This window comes from Psychromarinibacter sediminicola (assembly GCF_029168335.1).
Taxonomy (GTDB): domain Bacteria; phylum Pseudomonadota; class Alphaproteobacteria; order Rhodobacterales; family Rhodobacteraceae; genus Psychromarinibacter; species Psychromarinibacter sediminicola.
This window is the reverse complement of the sequence record NZ_JARGYC010000089.1, coordinates 1-16,702: the sequence shown is the minus strand read 5'-3', so window position 1 is coordinate 16,702 and position 16,702 is coordinate 1. Positions and strand designations below refer to the sequence as shown.

Here is a 16,702-nt window from a genome sequence, read left to right as displayed (position 1 = left end):
CAAGCAGAGGAGGCCTTCCTTGCGACCATGACTGTCTGCGATACTGCCGCCTGAAATTTGAACCAAACGCTCTCCGGTAAACCCGGGGCGGTTCACTTCACCACTCAATCCCCGCCATCGCTTGCATGGCTTCGCGCGCCAGGCGGGTCCGGTTGACGCCGCTTGTGTAGCTTTCCGATGTGCGCGCCTGGGTGTGACCGTGCACCGCCATGATGTGATACTGAGTGGCTCCTGCGAGTGCCATCAACTCGCCCGCCGCCTTCCGAATACCGTGCGCGCTGCGGTCATCGAGCCCGGCTTCGCGGACGCGATCCCGGAACCAGTTTCCAAACACTGCTTTCGAGGCAAAGGGCCGGCCCCAGGCATTCAGTAGGTATGTTTGACCGACGACGGTCTGCGCGGCGATGGCCTCGGCCAATGGTGGCATGATCGGGATGCAGACACGCGCCGAGCCCTTTTTCTCCGGCTGCCAGTCGAGATGTCGCACCCGGTCTATCGTGCGCTCGTGCTGTCGGCCAAGTTGAGCCACGTCGCCGATCCGGGCGGCGGTGAACATGAACAGCGTCAGCGCTAGGTAAGCCATCGTGCCTTTCGGGTGGCGGTCGCGGAACGCTTGCAGGTCGTCCACCGACCAAGGCACAGCGCCGGTGCCACGGTTGATCGCCGGCACGCCAACTGCCGGGTTTTCCTGCACGTGCCCCATGTCGACCGCCCAGCCGTACATTGCCCGGATCGCCTTCACCATGTTGTCGGCCGCGCCGGGCGTTCCTGCCAACCCGTCCCTGATCTCCATCACCTTCGCCCGCGGCATCACCATGTGCTTGTCGCCGTGCGCCTCGCGCAGCCGGGCGTAGAAGGAAGCACGCTGTTTCAACGTCCCGGCGTGCATCAGGCTGGCGTTCACCCTCTCATGCATCGCGGCTTCAAATCGGTAGGTCAGCCAGGCGAGCGAGTGAGGGATAGCGGTGTCGGCCAGCCGCTGCGGGGCAGGGCTCGAGAAACCTGCCCGTGCTGCCCGGTAATGCTCCATGAACTCGGGATCGTCCGGGGTCACGTGCAGCAGGATGCGCAGCTGCTTGTTGCCCTCGACACGTACCCGGTAACGCCTCGCGCCGGACTTCTGCCGCTCGATCAGGAGACCAGGCAGATTAATCCGCATCACCATTCCTCCGGCAGCCGCTCATCCACCGGACCAGCTTGCGCCGCATCCTTTGCTCTATCCACAGTAAGCTTAATCACACCGCGGCGCGGGCAGACCTCGACTGCGGCGCCGAACTCGAGAGCGACCTTCAACGCCCGGCGGAGTTCGGCCTCAGTGAAGACAGGCGCGCCCATATCGCTATTCTCCCCCGGTCCGGTGGATGTGTCGCCCAGTGTCAGCTTTTCCTTCCGGCCCGCAGTGAATTCGGGGCAAGCCGCCGGCGCATTTGCAGGGATTTCCGCTAAGACGCTGAAAAACATCGCTTACCGTACCAAGCATTTCCTCGGACGCCAAATCCTTAGTACCATTGGCGCGGGGCACTACTGACACCGCCAGGCTCCGCGCCACACCAGCACCGAGGTCCTGGGAACGGGAAAGGAGTTCCGGTCTCAAGAAGGGCAATGGTCGAAGCCGACAGGAAAGTTTCGGGCGGAACATCATGATGCGTGATGCCCGTAGGCATCCGGCTTCCCGACCGACGCGTCGGTCGCAGCCTTCACCTCGGCGTCCGTGATGTAGTAGAAGCACGTCAAATTTTCGATGTGCCACGACAGGTGTTCTTTGATGCACGGGTCCAGGTCGCAGAAGGCATAGGCGGTGAGCCAGCCTTGGCAGAAGTTCCGCAGGCGCAGATACGACTGAACAGCTTGGAAGCGAAGCATTTCGCACTTCTCCGCCTCGGCAGCCTCAAAGAGCGTGGCGGCCTTATGGAACAAGTCGTCCACCGTGTCGTTCAGCCGGTCCAAGTTCGCCTCGGTCGGCCAAACAGTAAGCTGACCGTCCTCCTGCGCGATCCAGCACCCGAGCATCGGAAAGCCGGTTTCGACAGTCCCGGTCAGCTTTAGCACACTATGAAAAAGCCCCCCCGGCAGCCCGGCGATGGCCGAGCGCAGAAGATTGCACGTGGCATCGAGTGCGAACTTGGAGTTGGCGAACACGAAGAAGTTGTCGGCGAAATTCACGATCACCGAGCCGTTCACCGTTATCGGCATCTTGAGATGCGAAACGCTCCAGATTGCCACTTCGCTCGAAGCCGCGCTTCCCTGCGGGATACCGGTGGGGGTTTGAGAAAACACAGGTAACAGACCATTGGGCACACTCGGCCCGATCCAGTTGGCGTTTTCGGCCATGACGATCTGTTCAACCGCCGCTTTGGGCAACGGCAGAGCGTTGATCAAATCCCCCGCCGCGAAGCTGGGGAAATGGCCTTTGATGTCAATCTCTGCTACTTCGTGGAGACCCTCCTCTGTTATGGCCTTGAGCGCGGTCTGGATTGCGTCCTTCACGCTCAGGCGGGTGAATTGAAACGGAACCGGCTTGTAGGCCGCGCGGAGCAGCTTCAGCACCATGCGCTGCGCTCCACGGGCCACCGGCCCGAAGTTGCATATCTGGCGGAACCCGCCGTCGGACTTGGGAAGCGGGGAGATCGTCGCCGGCTCGTTCAGGTTCTTGAGCACGTCATATTTCATGGACTGCTCGATGATCTGGCGCAGTGACATCCGGTCGTTGAGAGGCCGGCGGGCATTGGCCTTGATGATCTTGGCCCTCAAGCAGCGTTTGGACCGTAGGTAGTGTCGGGCGGCTTTCTTGGCTTGCTTGTCGGCAGTGAACTCGAGTTCACTCTTCTTGAGCAGTTTCTTCTCGAATTTCCGAGCCTTCGCGAGGGTCTGGATATCCTTTTCCAGGTGCTCTTCCTCGCCTGCGTACACCGGGACGTAGTGCCCGAAGCATTTCACATACTTGACCGGTTTGGCTTGCGGTTTGGTGCTTGCTTGGATGTTCATCAGGCCCGCTCCGGATCGTGGTCCGCGCCGGCCAACGTGATGTACTCGGGCAGCCCGGCAAACTGGGGGGCGTCCTGGCCCGTGTAATGCCGGTGCAACTGCATCAGGCCGTTCCGGCGGGTGTCGTAGCCGAGCGTTTCCCAGGCCGGCTCTCCGGGCGACACAGCGGGTCTCCGGCGTTGCAGGAGCCATTGGAGGCCATCTCGGCAAACGGCCACGCGGATATCCTCGATGCGGAAGAGTTCGCCACGGTAGTTATCGGCGCATTCCCTTTTGTTGTTGCCAGTCGGACCCGGAAGGGAGGTGGAGCGGGTAGTCTCAGTCATCCGCCTGCTCCGACTTGATATCGGCCTTGGGCATGCCGCAGACCCGTTGCTCATGAACTGCAGAATCGACCTCGTCCTCGATCCAATACAGTTTTCCGCCGATCTTCAGGGGTGCCGGCAGGCGGCCGAGACGAACGTCTCTGTAGACTGCAGATTTACTTCTAGCGCCGAGTTTTAGCTGGAGCTGCGAGAAAGACAGGTAGCGCATGATACGGTCCCAATGATGCTAGTTGGGGCCATTTTGCACATCCAGCTCTGATCAAATATATAAAAGAAATAATTCTATTTTGATCAAAAATGTCGTCAGCAGAGTTTTACCTCAGAAAATCCCTGGTGTACGCAAGTTCACTCAAGGTCAAGAGGAGGTATTTGATCCGTACCGAAGAAATTATCCGGGTTGTTAAAGCCAAAAGCGACCGCGGCTTCGGGCGGAATGATCGGTGCAGCCTGAACCCCTTGCTGCTTTAGCGTTCTGCGCAGCGTGACTTCGCTGCACTTGATGGCGGGTTGGCCTTTCTGAATATGCAAGTCCTTCAATCCGATACTCGCGATCCGCAAAGCATCTCCCTTGCCTTGATCGGTGCTATGCTTCACCAGCTTGTTCTTGAACCAAGCCTCTATGCTCTTCGTGGGCATCATCTGGTACTTGTTGCGATCTTCTTGCCATTCCATCACGCCCAAGACCGCCCGAACTCGAACCTGAAGTTCGAGCTGTCGCCGAATTCTCGGAAGGGGCGAATTACCTGCCCCCTTCTTTCCGGCCTTCTTGCCCAGATAGTACCCAGCGATTGCTTGCAGCAGCCGATCAGTCAACCATGCTGGCATCGGTGAATTGCCATCTTCGCAGAGAATTACGGCTTGGTAAAGGGCTATCGGGTCGCCATTCTCGATGCGCTTTCTGAGTTCCGCCAAGCCGGAGAAGCGATTACCCCGCAAGTCTTTGAGGCCATGGCTGACGCTCTCCGATGGCCATGGTTGATGCCCAGAGTTCCTCACCATTGGAAGTACCCGCTTGGTTCGAAGAGAGTTTTTCGGACCGGCACATGCATGTGGCGTTCTGGTTCAGGAGAGACCCAGCGCTCGCCATGGAGTGCTGTGGATGTCTCAAAGGGTCGTGGCAGACATGTTGATGCCGCAACATACCGGATAACTCAAGGCCATGGCATTTCTTATGAAAATCAGGGGCTGGATATGAATTTCCATCTGAACGCCCAAGTGAACGCAAGTTCACAAGTACCGATAGGGCGCGTCACGCAATAGCTGTAAGGTTTTTGGTTCAATATTAGATAGTTATCGGTCTTTTTGCATGTATACCTCTCTTAAGGCTTGCAGCAGCATGAATATTTCAGTGAAGAAGACCTGAGAAGCTTCGGCTGAGGGTCCTATTGCGAAGGGTGGCGTGTTCAAATTTTTTGGGGCGCTTTGACGCTTGGAGTTTCTCCTGGCCGAGCAGACAGGCCAGGCGCTTCCTGCAAAGTATGCTCACCCGTGAGCGTAACAACATGGGAGTTCGGCCATGTAGCGTTTGTCAGATTTTGTCTGAGTGACAGAAATCTCATGAAATACGACAAAGATATATTACTGAAAACCGCCTACGAATTCGCATGGGAAAACACCCAAACTGGTGCTTGGCAAAATGGCAGTGAATGCAAAGTTATGGACAGGCGCCATTCTTGGGTGCCACCGGAAAATGTCCCCGCTCCTGGTCTGCCTAACGCAAGGCAGATTGCCTATATACCTAAGCCCGCGTTGTGGGACGATGACGCGAGAGAAGACGGCATGCAAATGCCCCGCGACGATGAATGGAAGATGCCGGATGCATGGCGGGAAATCGACGGGGGCGCCGACGGGAAATTCTAGTGCCCTGAAGCACGGCCGCTATACCACCCAAGCCATCGACGAACGGAAGGAGGTGGCCGATCTGATCCGCGCGATGCGGGACCTTGTTGATCAGGCGGGTGGATAGCGGCGCCGACGGCGGGCAATGCCATCGGCGGCGTGGTGCTGGCTAGCTGGGAGCCGCGGTACTCGAGCGCTATGGGTACGAAGGAAGTGAACGCAAGTTCACTGGACCATGTGCGCGCAACTGCGGGTCCGTACTCACCTGCCAGCCGAGCTGCGCCGATCTGAAGGCGGCGTCGAACGCACGTATCCGTAGAAAGCTCGGCACCTGCAGAAAGGGCGGAGTTCTGCCATTCGCTGCGTTCGAAATAAAAGTCCGCTTTGCGAAGGAGCGCGGTTTTTGCAGCCCCCGGATCGCAAGTGTTTCCCAAGTCAACCCCGGCCGCGATAGGGCGGCACCCCCTGATCGGGGATCCAAATGCCATCTGGCAGGGGGCACGTTTGCCAGAATACATCGATCGGGATGCCCCCTCGCGGATACCAGTAGCCGCCGATGCGCAGCCATTGCGGCTCCAGGAACTCGACCAGCCGTCGCGCGATCGAGATGGTGCAATCCTCGTGGAAGGCACCGTGGTTGCGGAAGGAGGTCAGGAAGAGCTTGAGCGATTTCGACTCCACCAGCCACGGGCCGGGCACATAGTCGATGACGAGGTGCGCGAAGTCCGGCTGCCCCGTCATCGGGCAGAGCGAGGTGAACTCCGGCGCGGTGAAGCGGACGTTATAGGTGATATCGGCCTGCGGGTTGGCCACCCGCTCGAGCTCGGCGTCTTCGGGACTTGCCGGAATACGGGTGGCTCCGCCGAGCTGCTTCAGGTCGCTGTATATCGAGTCTGTCATGGAGGTCTCCGGAAGATCAGACGCCGCGCCTGTTGCCCCAGATCTGGACATGCAGTTGCGGCAGGATGCGGGGTTCGAACCAGCGGTCCGCCAGCGCGGTCTCGGTCAGCCAGCCGAGTCTGTCGGCCAACGCCTGCAGGTCGACCGGGGTTTCGGGGTCCACCTCGGGATTGCCTGGCTGGAGGTAGAGCGGCAAGTCGGGATGAAGGGCATGGGCCTCCTTGGCCCATACGTAATCGGTGCCGTCGAAGACCACGATCTTCATCACTGTGCTGCGGGCGCCGCGGCCGGCTTCGACGCACTCGGTGAAGGTGTCCCAATCCACCCGTTCGCCGCTCGAGGGTGGCTTGGGCGAAAGGACCAGCGTGTCGAGATCGGAGAACCAGGACCGTGCGACCGAGCCCTGCGTCTCGCAGGCGAAGCGGTAGCCCGCGGCGCGGCCAAGCGCGATGAGCGGTCCGAAATCCTGGATCGCCGGATTGCCGCCGCTGAGCGAGACGGTGACCGGCCGGCCTTCCGACAGGCGGCGCAGCTCTGCCCAGACCGCCTCGGGCGTCATCGGCGCCCAGTCGTGGCGATAGACGCTGTCGACCGCGTGCATGCTGTCGCACCACGAGCAGCGGTAATCGCAGCCGCCCGCGCGCACGAAAAGCGTCGGCTCGCCGATCAGCGCGCCTTCGCCCTGGATCGTCGGTCCGAAGATCTCGGCGATGCGAAGCGTCGTCATGGCCGGTATTCGGCCCAGGTCTTGGGCGTCTCGCTGACCTGCACGGCGCTGGTCTCGGGCCAGCGGACCTTGCACCAGTCGTAGAAATGCCTGGCCATGTTCTCGGCGGTCGACGGAACGTCGAGCACGTCGTTTACGTGCCGATGGTCGAAGGTGTCGTCGATATAGTCTTTCAGGGGCTTCAGGTAGTGATAGTCGCGCACGAAGCCATCCGCGTTGAGCGCGTCGGCGGCCAGCTCGACCACCACGATGTAATTGTGACCGTGCAGCCGCGCGCATTGGTGATCGGCCGGCAGATGCACAAGCTGGTGGGAGGCAGAGAAGTGGAACTCCTTGCGAATGCGGAACATCAGCGTGCCTCCTTCTCTGCCACCGCCACGGCCCAGTAATCGGGGTCTGCATAGATGGTCGGGTCCTCGACGCCGGCGAGGTGGAAGGCCTCCCGCCGCTCGACGCGGGTGCCGCAGCGCCCGCAATGCACCTCGCCGCCCTTGTAGCAGGACCAGGTCTCGGCGAAGGGCGTGCCGTTCCTGGCGCCCTCGGCCACGATGTCGGTCTTGGTCCGCTCCACGAAGGGCGTGTAGAGCCGAACGTCGGCATAGCCGTCGAGGGCCATGCGCTGCATCGCGTCGAATGCCTGCGTGAACGCAGGGCGGCAATCGGGATAGATGAAGTGATCGCCGCCATGGACCGCGGTGGCGACAGCGTCGTCGCCATTGGCCGCGGCGACACCGAAGCCGATGGTCAGCATGATCGCGTTGCGGTTCGGCACGACGGTAATGCGCATCGTCTCTTCGGCGTAATGCCCGTCGGGCACGTCGACATCGTCGGTCAGCGCCGAGCCCGTTAGCGAGGCGCCGATGGCACGCATGTCGATGAGGTGATGCGGCACGCCGAGGCGGCGCGCGGCTGCGGCGGCGAAATCGAGTTCCTTGCGGTGGCGCTGGCCGTAATCGAAGGACACGAGTCGCGTCAGCCGTTGCTCGGCGGAGACGATATGGGCGAGCGATACGGAATCGAGTCCGCCCGAGCAGATGACCAGAGTGTTCATTGTTTGACCCTTGTTTTGATGACCGGGTAGGCTGCGACCGGTTGAGCGGAGCGTGTAAAGGCAGAGCGGCAGCGCCGCAAGGGCGGGGTCCGATGACAGAGCGTTGATCGGCCGGCGCATGGAGGGGCGCGACGGGCCATTTTCTGTCGCGAAGGCCTTGGGCCGCATTTACCGAAATGCTACACGTGATCTGGATCAGCGGTGACCATCATTTTTCAACGGATCGCGGACTTCCGACGAGCCCCTGTCAAACGGCCGCTCTGGGCCATTCGCGTCGGAGCCGGCGACGGTCGATGGGGCCAGGAGAACGGACCTTCGCAGCGCGTCGCTCTGATGGCAGCTATTCCGTAGCTCCTTCTACGCGCATTGAGGTGGTCTGCCCCTCATTGAGGGCATTGAGCAGCGGGCAGTCGGGGGTGTCGCCCCCGGTGCAGCGTGCGATCGTCCCGGCGAGAACGGTCTCGATGGCCTGGAGGTCACGGATCTTGGCGCGGACCACCTCGAGATGGTGGCGCCCCATTCGCTCGACCTCAGCGCAGGTGTGGCTTCCGCGATCGACCAGGCCCAGCAGATCGCGGATTTCTTCCATGGTGAAGCCGAGATCCCGGGACCGCATCACGAAGTTCAGTCGCTCCACGTGAGCATCCCCGTAGCGTCGATGGCCCGCGGGGCTGCGTGGCGGGTCGGGCAACAAGCCGACCTTTTCGTAGTAGCGGATCGTCTCGAGATTGCAGCCGGTCAGGCGGGCAAGATCGGAGCGCTTCAGCTCGCTCGCGTTGGCGTGATCGTCTGGCACCGGATTTCTCCTTGATCCTGTAGTTGCTACAGACACTACGTTGGAGTTTGATAAGTGACAACGGGAATGAGGCGATGACGTCGGAGACGATAGAGACCGAGCGGCAGACTGACGAAAGAGCCGACAGGACGGGATGGGCTGCAACCGGTGCCGGGTTGCTTGGTGCGCTGGCAATGACCTCCTGCTGCATCTTGCCTCTTGTCCTGGTCAGCCTTGGCGTCACCGGCGTCTTCATCGGGCAGCTCACCGCGCTCTACGCCTACAAGTGGGTGACCTTCTCCCTCGCTGCCGTCGCGCTCGGCTTCGGATTCTGGAAAGCTTACCGCCCGGCGTCCTCTGAAGATTGCGGAGATGGCACCTGCGCCCGTCCGCTGGATCGCGGGCTGATGCGAGGGCTGCTTTGGGGCGCGCTGCTCGTGGTGCTCCTGGCCCTGGCGTTTCCCTATGTCGCCCCCTTCGTCCTGAAAATCTGACACGGAGTTCCCCCCATGAAACGCATCTTGTTTGCTGCGAGCCTGCTTCTCGCTCCTGCCGCGGCCCTGGCCGGGGACGCGCAGACCCGGCTTCACGTCACGGGACTGACCTGCCCCTCATGCAGCTACATCGTCGCCACCGCGCTCAAGCGTGTGGACACGGTAGAGATCGCCGAGTTCGCCCCCGGCGAGGCCGAGGATGGCATCTATGTTCTGCAATACGACGATGCGGTCACCGACCCCGAAGCGCTGATCGCGGCCGTCACCGGCGTCGGCTATGGCGCTGCACTGGCCGCCGACAGCGGCTCGTGACCGAACGCGAAACCGACTCCAGCAAGAACGATCGTCTCCTGAAGTATGGTCTGATCGGCACCGTCCTTGTCGCGCTGTGCTGCTTCACTCCGATCCTGGTGATCCTGCTGGGCGCGGTCGGGCTGGCGGACCTGCTGGGCTGGCTCGACATCGTGCTTCTGCCCGCGCTCGCGGTGTTCATCGGCATCACCCTCTATGCGCTCTGGCAGCGCCAACGCACCAGCTGAAGAGAGACTGACATGAGAGATTGCTGCACTCCCAAGGGTGGCGCCTACGATCTTGCCGTGATCGGCGCGGGCTCCGCCGGATTCTCGGCCGCTATCACCGCTGCCGAGGCCGGGGCCCGGGTCGCCCTCATCGGCTACGGAACCCTTGGTGGCACCTGCGTCAACGTGGGCTGCGTGCCCTCCAAGGCACTGATCCGCGCGGTCGAAGGCTTGCACCACGCGCGCACGGCCAACCGGTTCGACGGCATCGAGGGCGAGGCCCGCGTTACCGACTGGGCCGCGACTGTGGCACAGAAGCAGGCGCTGGTGGATGAGCTGCGCGCGGCGAAATACGCCGACGTGCTGCCCCGGCACGAGAATGTAGACTACATCGAGGGCTTCGCCCGGTTCGACGACGAGGGCCGGCTGAACGTAGACGGCGCAGCCTTTACGGCGACGAAGATCATCTTCGCGACCGGCTCCCGGCCGCATGTGCCGGCAATTTCCGGTATCGAGGAGGTCGACGCCCTCGACAGCACTTCGGCGCTGGAGATTACCGCGCTGCCTATCTCTCTGCTGGTCCTCGGGGCGGGCTACATCGGCGTGGAGTTGGCGCAGCTCTTCGCCCGTGCCGGCGTCGCGGTGACGCTGGTCAGCCGCAGGGGCGTGCTTCCGGAGGCCGAGCCGGAGATCTCCGAGGCGCTGGAGAGCTACCTTGCTGAGGAGGGCATCCGCCTTGCAAGCGTCTCAGGTTACGAGAGCGTGGCACGCCACGGCGGCGGCGTGCGTCTGACCGGGACCGAGGGTAAGAGCTTCAGCGCCGAGCGCCTGCTGCTTGCCACCGGGCGAATGCCGAACAGCGACGGGCTGAACCTCGGTGCCGCCGGGATCGAAACCGACGCGTCTGGCGGGATCGTCGTCGACGCGCAGATGCGCACTGCCAACCCGAACGTCTGGGCCGCTGGCGACGTCACCGGGTGCGACCAGTTCGTCTACATGGCGGCCTATGGCGCCAAGATCGCCGCCCGGAACGCGGTGGCGGGCGCGACGCGCACCTACGACAACGGCACGATGCCCTGGGTGGTCTTTTCCGATCCGCAGGTGGCGGGCGTGGGCCTAAGCGAGGCGCAGGCCCGTGCCGCCGGGCACGGGGTCGTCACATCGATCCTACCACTCGACGCCGTGCCGCGCGCGCTGGCCGCCCGCGACACCCGCGGGCTGATCAAGCTGGTGGCGGAGGCGGGCAGCAAACGGCTGCTGGGCGCACAAATCCTCGCCCCCGAGGGTGCCGACAGCATCCAGACCGCGGCGATGTCCCTCAAGGCGGGGCTCACCTACGAGGAGCTGGGCGACACCATCATGCCCTACCTCACCACCGTCGAGGGGTTGAAGCTTGCCGCCCAGACCTTCGAGAAAGACGTGGCCGCGCTCAGCTGCTGCGCAGGGTAGCGGCCCTCGACAACGACAGGAGACGGAACATCCCATGCCCACCCTTGCCGCCTATATTGGCGCCGCACTTGCCGAAATCGCCGGGTGCTTCGCCTTCTGGGCATGGCTCCGGCTGGACAAGCCGATCTGGTGGATCGTTCCGGGCATGGCTTCGCTGGCGCTGTTCGCCTACCTGCTGACACTGGCTGACAGCGCCGCCGCCGGACGGGCCTACGCAGCCTATGGCGGCATCTATGTCGCGGCCTCGCTGTTCTGGCTCTGGGCGGTCGAGGGGGTCCGGCCGGATCGGTGGGATCTGATCGGCGTCAGCATCTGCCTTCTGGGCGCCGGCGTCATCATCGCAGGGCCCCGCGCGCCGGTCTGACCCCACGAAACCAATACGACAGAACGAAGAGCAGAGATGACCGACACGCTCGACCTGATCGTCATCGGTGCCGGCCTGGCCGGGATCATCGCCGCGAAGAAATGCAGCAATGCCGGCTGGTCCGTGGCAATCGTCGACGAACTCCCCTATGGCGGCACCTGCGCGCTAAGGGGGTGCGACCCCAAGAAGATGCTGCGCGCCGGAGCCGAGGCGATCGAGGCTGCGCGGCGACTTTCCGGTAAGGGCATCACGGGCGAGACCCGGATCGACTGGCCCGCGCTGATGAAGCAAAAGGAGAGCTTCACCGACCCGGTGCCCGAAAGCATGGAGCGCGGGCTGAAAGAGGCCGGAGTGCGACCGCTGCACGGCCGGGCCCGCTTCACCGCCGAGGACCGTATCGAGATCGAGGGACAGGGCGAGATCGCCCTCCGCCACGCGCTGATCGCCACCGGAGCGAAGCCGCGGCCGCTGAAGTTCCCCGGCGCCGAGAGGCTGATCGACAGCACCGACTTCCTGAACCTCGCCGAATTGCCCCATCGGATCGTCTTCGTCGGCGGCGGCTGCATCTCCTTCGAGTTCGCGCATATCGCGGCACGTGCCGGGGCGCGGGTGACGATCCTCGACCGCGGCGCGCGGCAGCTGAAGATGTTCGATCCCGATTTGGTCGACATGCTGCTGGACCGCAGCCGAGCCGCAGGGATCGAGATCATCGACAAGGCTGCGGTCGAGCGGGTCGAGGATGCGGATGGGGCGTATCGCGCGGTGTATCGGAAGGCGGACGCCACCGACGCAATGGAAGCCGATCTTGTCGTGCATGGCGTGGGGCGGGTGCCCTCGATTGACCATCTCGAGCTCGGTGCCGCGGGCATCGAGACCGAGCAAGGCGGCGTGAAGGTCATGCCCTGGCTGCAATCGCCGTCGAACTCGCGCATCTTCGCGGCCGGCGACGCCGCCGCCTCCCCCGGCAAGCCGCTGACCCCGGTGGCGGTTTTCGAGGGCAAGATCGCCGCGTCGAACATGCTCAAAGACAAGCGGGTCGAGCCCGACTATACCGGCGTGCCGAGCGTCGTCTTCACCATCCCCGAACTGGCGCGGGTCGGCATGCTCGAGGAGGAGGCGCGCGAGACAGGCGACGTCGAGGTGAACTTCACCGACACCTCGGGCTGGTTCTCGCAGAGCCGCTTGATCTGCTTGCGCAGAACCACCTGACCGGAGCGGTCGAACCCGACCAGGTGGAACGTATCCTTGCCGATGTCGATGCCGACAACCGCGAGGTCTTCAAGGCTTCCTGTCTTCTTCGCACACATGGCTGCTTCTCCTTTGACGCGGACGATCCCGGTTCAGGATAACCCGACGGTGGGGGAAGCAGCCGGCACATCCCATTACCGGACATTCGCTCGAACTCAACTGCCACGAGACACACTTTCCAAAACCCTCAACTGGCGTTCCGCGCTACGTGGTCGTCACAGAGTGACCTGTATGCGAGCGCATGTGCCGCCATTGCCTCAGGTGCATAATCGACGCTTGCCCTCGGCGGGGAGGGCGTGCCATCCCTTTACCGTGATGGTTCCCGTTGGCCCTTGAGGGCGACGCGGGATGAAAAGGGAATACGGTGAGGTGTAGCCAACAGGCGCCGACTCCGTGACTGCCCCCGCAACTGTAAGCGGCGAGCGTTTCCGAGAAGACCACTGGGTTCCACAGCCCGGGAAGGTTCGGAAAAGCGTAGACCCGCAAGTCAGGAGACCTGCCATCGCAGATGTCACTCAACCCGGGCGGGGTGTCCGGGACAGGAGGCCATGATGGCTCGTCGGCAACTGCCGCACCAAAATCGCCGGTCCCTCTGTGCGCAAGCCCCGCGAATGCGCGGAGGGCTGCATGGACCGGACCAGATCGAACACTTCCTGCAAAGCGGACGCGACCTCGCGAGCAAGCTGTAGCTGTGCCAGGGAATTGTCGAGGCAACTCGGACGCGCCGTCGACCTCGCTGCCGTGGCCGCCGGTCCCGGCTTCGAGCTGACCGGAGCGACGCGGCTCGACGGCTGCGGCCGGCGGTTCGTCTGGCGCGGCCGCGTGTCGCTCCGGATTGAACCCGAGGTGGTCGTCTCGATCCGCAAGGACCACGCTGCCCTGCGGGTCTGGCAATGACCGCCGCGCCCATTTCCGCCAGCGATCTGCGCTGGGGGCCCCGTCATGGGCCGGCGATCCTCAAGAGCGTGAGCTTCGATCTGGCCGCCGGTCGGACGCTGGGCATCGTCGGCGCCAACGGCGCCGGCAAGTCGACGCTGCTGCGGTTGCTCTACCGGTTTCATCGGCCCCATGGCGGCAAGGTTGAAATCGGTGGCGAGGATCTGTGGCGCATGACGCCTCGGGCCGCTGCGCGCCGGGTCGCCGCCGTGCTCCAGGAGCAACCGACGGATTTCGCGCTGAGTGTGCGCGAGATCGCGGGACTGGGACGGGTGCCGCATCGCCGCGGCCTTTCGGGCCCCGGCGCTCGCGAGGCCGGGATCGTCGAAGCGGCGCTGCACCGGCTTGACCTCTCCGGGCTGGCCGGGCGCCGTTTCGGCACGCTGTCTGGCGGAGAAAAGCAGCGCGTGATGGTGGCGCGCGCGCTGGTGCAGGAACCGCAGGTGCTGATCCTCGACGAGCCCACCAACCATCTCGATATCCGCCACCAACTCGAGGTGCTGGAGATGCTGCGCGGCCTCGACGTCACCATCGTCACCAGCCTGCACGACCTGAACCTCGCTTTCGATCTTTGCAATGAGGTGCTGGTGCTGTCGCACGGTGAGATGATCGCGCATGGGACGCCGGATGCCGCGCTGGACGCGGCGACCGTGGCCCAAGCTTTTGCCGTTACCGCCCGCCGCGAACGCCTCGAACCGTCGGGGCGCAACCGCTTCACCTACACCCTTACCTCCGCCAAAAGGACCTGAACCCATGACTTTCCGAATCCTTCCTGTCGCCTTTCTCCTTGCCGCCCCTGCCGCGGCTCAGGCTTTCCCCGTGACCGTGCAGAGCTGCGACCGTGAAATCACCTTCGAGGGCGCGCCGGAGCGCGCGGTGTCGAACGACGTCAACCTGACCGAGATGATGCTGGCGCTCGGACTGCGCGATCGCATGGTCGGTTACACCGGTGTCTCCGGATGGAAGACCCTCGACGAGCGGCTGCGCGCCGATGTCGAGACGCTGCCGGAACTATCGCCGCAATATCCTGGCCGCGAGGTGCTGCTGGGGGCAAATGCCGACTTCTACTTTGCCGGCTGGAACTACGGCATGAATGTCGGCGGCGAAGTGACGCCCGACACGCTCGCGCCTTTTGGCATTTCGGTCTACGAACTCGCCGAAAGCTGCACGCATGTGATGGAGAAGCCCAAGGCGAGCTTCGAGGATCTCTATGCCGATATCCGCAACCTCGGGACGATTTTCGGCGTCGCGGAGCGGGCCGAGGGGCTGGTAGCCGACTGGCGCGAGGATCTCGCCCGGCAGAAGGGCGCTGCCAGAAACGGCGCCAGGCCGCTTCGCGTCTTCGTCTATGACAGCGGCGAGGACACGCCGTTCACGGCCGGGCGCTACGCCATGCCCACCGCGCTCATCGAGGCCGCGGGCGGCGTCAACGTCATGGACGATTTCGAGAAGAGCTGGGCGACGGTCGGTTGGGAGGAGGTGATCGCGCGCGATCCAGAGATGATCCTGATCGTCGATTACGGCGAGGTCACCGCCGCCCAGAAGCGCGAATTCCTGATGTCGAACCCGGCCTTCGCCGACGTCACCGCCGTGCGTGAGGACAATTTCGTTACGCTCGATTATGTCGCTGCCACGCCTGGCCCGCGCAACATCGAGGCGGTGGGCGTGCTGGCCCGGGCCATCGTAGAGGCGGGGGAATGACGGATATCTCCCTGTCGATCGCCGGCCGGGCTCCAGCCCGGCGAGCGCGGCTGTTTCCAGCCGCGCTCGGGCTTGCGGTTCTGGCGCTTGGGCTCTCCTTTACATTCGCCGTGGGTGTCGGCGCGGTGCCTGTCGGGGCCCGGACGGTCTGGGGTGTCATCGCAAACCAGCTCATGCCGGGCCTGGTCGAGGTCACTTGGCCGGCCGGTCACGAGGCCATCGTCTGGGACTTGAGAATGCCGCGGGCGATCCTTGCCGGGCTTGTGGGTGCGGGGCTGGCGCTGGTGGGCGCGGTCTTGCAGGCCGTCACCCGAAACGCTCTGGCGGACCCACATTTGCTCGGCATCTCCTCCGGCGGGGCCTTCGGCGCGATCACCGCGCTGCTGCACACCGGGATGATCCTCGGCCTCGCCACCGTGCCGATCTTCGCCTTCGCCGGCGCCCTCGGTGCGATGGCGTTGGTGCTCGGCGTGGCACGTCTCGCGGACGCGGCCTCGGCAGAACGGCTGGTGCTCGCCGGGGTGGCCGTGTCCTTCATCGTGATGGCTGGGGCCAACGCGATGATTTTCCTCGGCGATCCGCGCGCCTCGCACACCGCGCTGTTCTGGATGCTGGGCGGTCTCGGACTGGCGCAATGGTCGCATCTGATTTTCCCCGCCCTCGCGCTCGCGCTCTGCGGCCCGTGGCTTTGGCTCAGGGCGCAGGATCTCGACGCCATGACGATCGGGGACGAGACCGCAGCGACCTTGGGTATCCCGGTGTCGCGGTTCCGGCTAGAGGTGTTTATCGCGGGCGCCCTGCTGACCGGGGTCATGGTGGCGTTCTCCGGGGTAATCGGCTTCGTCGGACTGATGATCCCGCATGTCGCCCGTATGGTCGTAGGCGGCAGCCAGGCCCGCGTCCTGCCGCTTTCAGCCCTGCTCGGCGCGGTGTTCCTAATCTGGTGCGACCTGTTCGCCAGAACGGTGATGGCACCGCAGGATATCCCGATCGGCGTAGTGACAGGCCTTGTCGGCGGGCTTTTTTTCGTGTGGCTTCTTGCTCGGCGGTAGGTCCTCATAGGATGGCCGCTCCTTCTTCCGAGCTGCCGTTTCTGGACTGTGCGGTGAATGGCAGCTTTGCTCTTCTTCCAACGGCTTTCGCGGAAGCAGCGCTGACTAAGCAGATGCAGCGAAGGTCCGGAAGGTCCCGCATTCCGGACATTGGCTGGCGAGACCGTGCTGCACCAAGCCCCGGATGACCGGTTTGGGGAAGCTGCACCGCAGAGAGGCCCAGGCTGGCGAGCGGCAGGTCTGGGCCGGGACCGACCGAGCAACTGGCCAGGGCCGTCGGTTAAAAGACCACTGCACCGCCGCATGTCTGCATCGAGCCCAAAATGTCAGCCCGGAT

Annotated in this window: 23 protein-coding genes, 1 pseudogene and 1 riboswitch; of the genes and pseudogenes, 12 read left to right on the top strand and 12 right to left on the bottom strand. The window is 63.5% G+C overall.

Features of this window, described 5'->3' with window-relative positions:
• Positions 1 to 97: 97 nt before the first annotated feature.
• The 6 genes from P1J78_RS21755 to P1J78_RS21730 form a co-directional block, all read right to left on the bottom strand.
• Entirely contained in the window at positions 98 to 1,159 is a 1,062-nt protein-coding gene (locus P1J78_RS21755) for a tyrosine-type recombinase/integrase (protein WP_275569491.1), read from the bottom strand.
• On the bottom strand, positions 1,159 to 1,461 hold the full coding sequence (locus tag P1J78_RS21750; RefSeq protein WP_275569490.1) for a hypothetical protein: 303 nt from the start codon (positions 1,459 to 1,461) through the stop codon (positions 1,159 to 1,161). Before P1J78_RS21750 ends, P1J78_RS21755 begins: the two co-directional genes overlap by 1 nt.
• 177 nt (positions 1,462 to 1,638) lie before the next feature.
• Positions 1,639 to 2,985 (bottom strand): RNA-dependent RNA polymerase family protein, encoded by a 1,347-nt coding sequence (locus P1J78_RS21745; RefSeq protein ID WP_275569489.1) that lies wholly within the window; start codon positions 2,983 to 2,985, stop codon positions 1,639 to 1,641.
• Entirely contained in the window at positions 2,985 to 3,311 is a 327-nt protein-coding gene (locus P1J78_RS21740; RefSeq protein WP_275569488.1) for a hypothetical protein, read from the bottom strand. Before P1J78_RS21740 ends, P1J78_RS21745 begins: the two co-directional genes overlap by 1 nt.
• The gene (locus P1J78_RS21735; protein WP_275569487.1) at positions 3,304 to 3,519 is read right to left on the bottom strand and encodes a helix-turn-helix transcriptional regulator; all 216 of its coding nucleotides are present in this window, start codon (positions 3,517 to 3,519) and stop codon (positions 3,304 to 3,306) included. Before P1J78_RS21735 ends, P1J78_RS21740 begins: the two co-directional genes overlap by 8 nt.
• Positions 3,520 to 3,656: 137 nt before the next feature.
• Positions 3,657 to 4,223 (bottom strand): hypothetical protein, encoded by a 567-nt coding sequence (locus P1J78_RS21730; protein ID WP_275569486.1) that lies wholly within the window; start codon positions 4,221 to 4,223, stop codon positions 3,657 to 3,659.
• 645 nt (positions 4,224 to 4,868) lie between these two features.
• Between P1J78_RS21730 and P1J78_RS21725 the strand changes: the two genes are divergently transcribed.
• Together P1J78_RS21725 and P1J78_RS25480 are read left to right on the top strand one after the other, a co-directional pair.
• Positions 4,869 to 5,171, top strand: a complete 303-nt coding sequence (locus P1J78_RS21725; RefSeq protein WP_275569485.1) for a hypothetical protein — start codon at positions 4,869 to 4,871, stop codon at positions 5,169 to 5,171.
• On the top strand, positions 5,071 to 5,277 hold the full coding sequence (locus P1J78_RS25480; RefSeq protein ID WP_374213391.1) for an HGGxSTG domain-containing protein: 207 nt from the start codon (positions 5,071 to 5,073) through the stop codon (positions 5,275 to 5,277). The genes P1J78_RS21725 and P1J78_RS25480 overlap by 101 nt, the downstream gene beginning before the upstream one ends.
• Before the next feature lie 308 nt (positions 5,278 to 5,585).
• On the opposite strand, the gene queF is transcribed toward P1J78_RS25480, so the two are convergent.
• The 5 genes from queF to P1J78_RS21700 form a co-directional block, all read right to left on the bottom strand.
• On the bottom strand, positions 5,586 to 6,050 hold the full coding sequence (gene queF / locus P1J78_RS21720) for a preQ(1) synthase (RefSeq protein ID WP_275569484.1): 465 nt from the start codon (positions 6,048 to 6,050) through the stop codon (positions 5,586 to 5,588).
• 16 nt (positions 6,051 to 6,066) lie between these two features.
• On the bottom strand, positions 6,067 to 6,777 hold the full coding sequence (queE, locus tag P1J78_RS21715) for a 7-carboxy-7-deazaguanine synthase QueE (RefSeq protein ID WP_275569483.1): 711 nt from the start codon (positions 6,775 to 6,777) through the stop codon (positions 6,067 to 6,069).
• Positions 6,774 to 7,127 (bottom strand): 6-carboxytetrahydropterin synthase QueD, encoded by a 354-nt coding sequence (queD, locus tag P1J78_RS21710; protein ID WP_275569482.1) that lies wholly within the window; start codon positions 7,125 to 7,127, stop codon positions 6,774 to 6,776. The genes queE and queD overlap by 4 nt, the downstream gene beginning before the upstream one ends.
• The gene (gene queC, locus P1J78_RS21705) at positions 7,127 to 7,828 is read right to left on the bottom strand and encodes a 7-cyano-7-deazaguanine synthase QueC (protein ID WP_275569481.1); all 702 of its coding nucleotides are present in this window, start codon (positions 7,826 to 7,828) and stop codon (positions 7,127 to 7,129) included. The genes queD and queC overlap by 1 nt, the downstream gene beginning before the upstream one ends.
• 340 nt (positions 7,829 to 8,168) lie before the next feature.
• Entirely contained in the window at positions 8,169 to 8,624 is a 456-nt protein-coding gene (locus tag P1J78_RS21700; protein WP_275569480.1) for a MerR family transcriptional regulator, read from the bottom strand.
• Between the two features lie 74 nt (positions 8,625 to 8,698).
• Here P1J78_RS21700 and P1J78_RS21695 point away from each other — a divergent pair, with 74 nt between their 5' ends.
• The 6 genes from P1J78_RS21695 to P1J78_RS21670 are packed head-to-tail and all read left to right on the top strand — an operon-like array spanning position 8,699 to position 12,637.
• A complete protein-coding gene (locus tag P1J78_RS21695) occupies positions 8,699 to 9,097 on the top strand; it encodes a mercuric transporter MerT family protein (RefSeq protein ID WP_275569479.1) in 399 nt (132 codons plus the stop codon).
• Positions 9,098 to 9,112: 15 nt separating this feature from the next.
• The gene (locus P1J78_RS21690; protein WP_275569478.1) at positions 9,113 to 9,409 is read left to right on the top strand and encodes a heavy-metal-associated domain-containing protein; all 297 of its coding nucleotides are present in this window, start codon (positions 9,113 to 9,115) and stop codon (positions 9,407 to 9,409) included.
• Positions 9,406 to 9,636 (top strand): mercury resistance system transport protein MerF, encoded by a 231-nt coding sequence (merF, locus tag P1J78_RS21685; protein WP_275569477.1) that lies wholly within the window; start codon positions 9,406 to 9,408, stop codon positions 9,634 to 9,636. Before P1J78_RS21690 ends, merF begins: the two co-directional genes overlap by 4 nt.
• Positions 9,637 to 9,648: 12 nt before the next feature.
• Complete coding sequence (gene merA / locus P1J78_RS21680; RefSeq protein WP_275569476.1) at positions 9,649 to 11,064, top strand: mercury(II) reductase; 1,416 nt, start codon at positions 9,649 to 9,651, stop codon at positions 11,062 to 11,064.
• 34 nt (positions 11,065 to 11,098) lie between these two features.
• Entirely contained in the window at positions 11,099 to 11,428 is a 330-nt protein-coding gene (locus P1J78_RS21675; RefSeq protein WP_275569475.1) for a YnfA family protein, read from the top strand.
• A gap of 36 nt (positions 11,429 to 11,464) precedes the next feature.
• Positions 11,465 to 12,637, top strand: a complete 1,173-nt coding sequence (locus P1J78_RS21670; RefSeq protein WP_275569474.1) for a dihydrolipoyl dehydrogenase family protein — start codon at positions 11,465 to 11,467, stop codon at positions 12,635 to 12,637.
• Here P1J78_RS21670 and P1J78_RS21665 read toward each other — a convergent pair.
• Positions 12,604 to 12,735: pseudogene (locus P1J78_RS21665) on the bottom strand (IS110 family transposase); the annotation flags it as partial. The gene P1J78_RS21670 and the pseudogene P1J78_RS21665 overlap by 34 nt on opposite strands.
• 240 nt (positions 12,736 to 12,975) lie before the next feature.
• Positions 12,976 to 13,194: riboswitch (cobalamin riboswitch) on the top strand.
• A gap of 109 nt (positions 13,195 to 13,303) precedes the next feature.
• Between P1J78_RS21665 and P1J78_RS21660 the strand changes: the two are divergent.
• Genes P1J78_RS21660 through P1J78_RS21645 form a run of 4 tightly spaced genes read left to right on the top strand, consistent with a single transcriptional unit; the run spans position 13,304 to position 16,365 of the window.
• A complete protein-coding gene (locus P1J78_RS21660) occupies positions 13,304 to 13,573 on the top strand; it encodes a hypothetical protein (protein WP_275569473.1) in 270 nt (89 codons plus the stop codon).
• The gene (locus P1J78_RS21655) at positions 13,570 to 14,361 is read left to right on the top strand and encodes an ABC transporter ATP-binding protein (RefSeq protein ID WP_275569472.1); all 792 of its coding nucleotides are present in this window, start codon (positions 13,570 to 13,572) and stop codon (positions 14,359 to 14,361) included. The genes P1J78_RS21660 and P1J78_RS21655 overlap by 4 nt, the downstream gene beginning before the upstream one ends.
• A 4-nt stretch (positions 14,362 to 14,365) precedes the next feature.
• Positions 14,366 to 15,313, top strand: a complete 948-nt coding sequence (locus tag P1J78_RS21650) for an ABC transporter substrate-binding protein (RefSeq protein WP_275569471.1) — start codon at positions 14,366 to 14,368, stop codon at positions 15,311 to 15,313.
• Complete coding sequence (locus P1J78_RS21645) at positions 15,310 to 16,365, top strand: FecCD family ABC transporter permease (RefSeq protein WP_275569470.1); 1,056 nt, start codon at positions 15,310 to 15,312, stop codon at positions 16,363 to 16,365. The genes P1J78_RS21650 and P1J78_RS21645 overlap by 4 nt, the downstream gene beginning before the upstream one ends.
• The last annotated feature ends 337 nt before the right edge of the window (positions 16,366 to 16,702 follow it).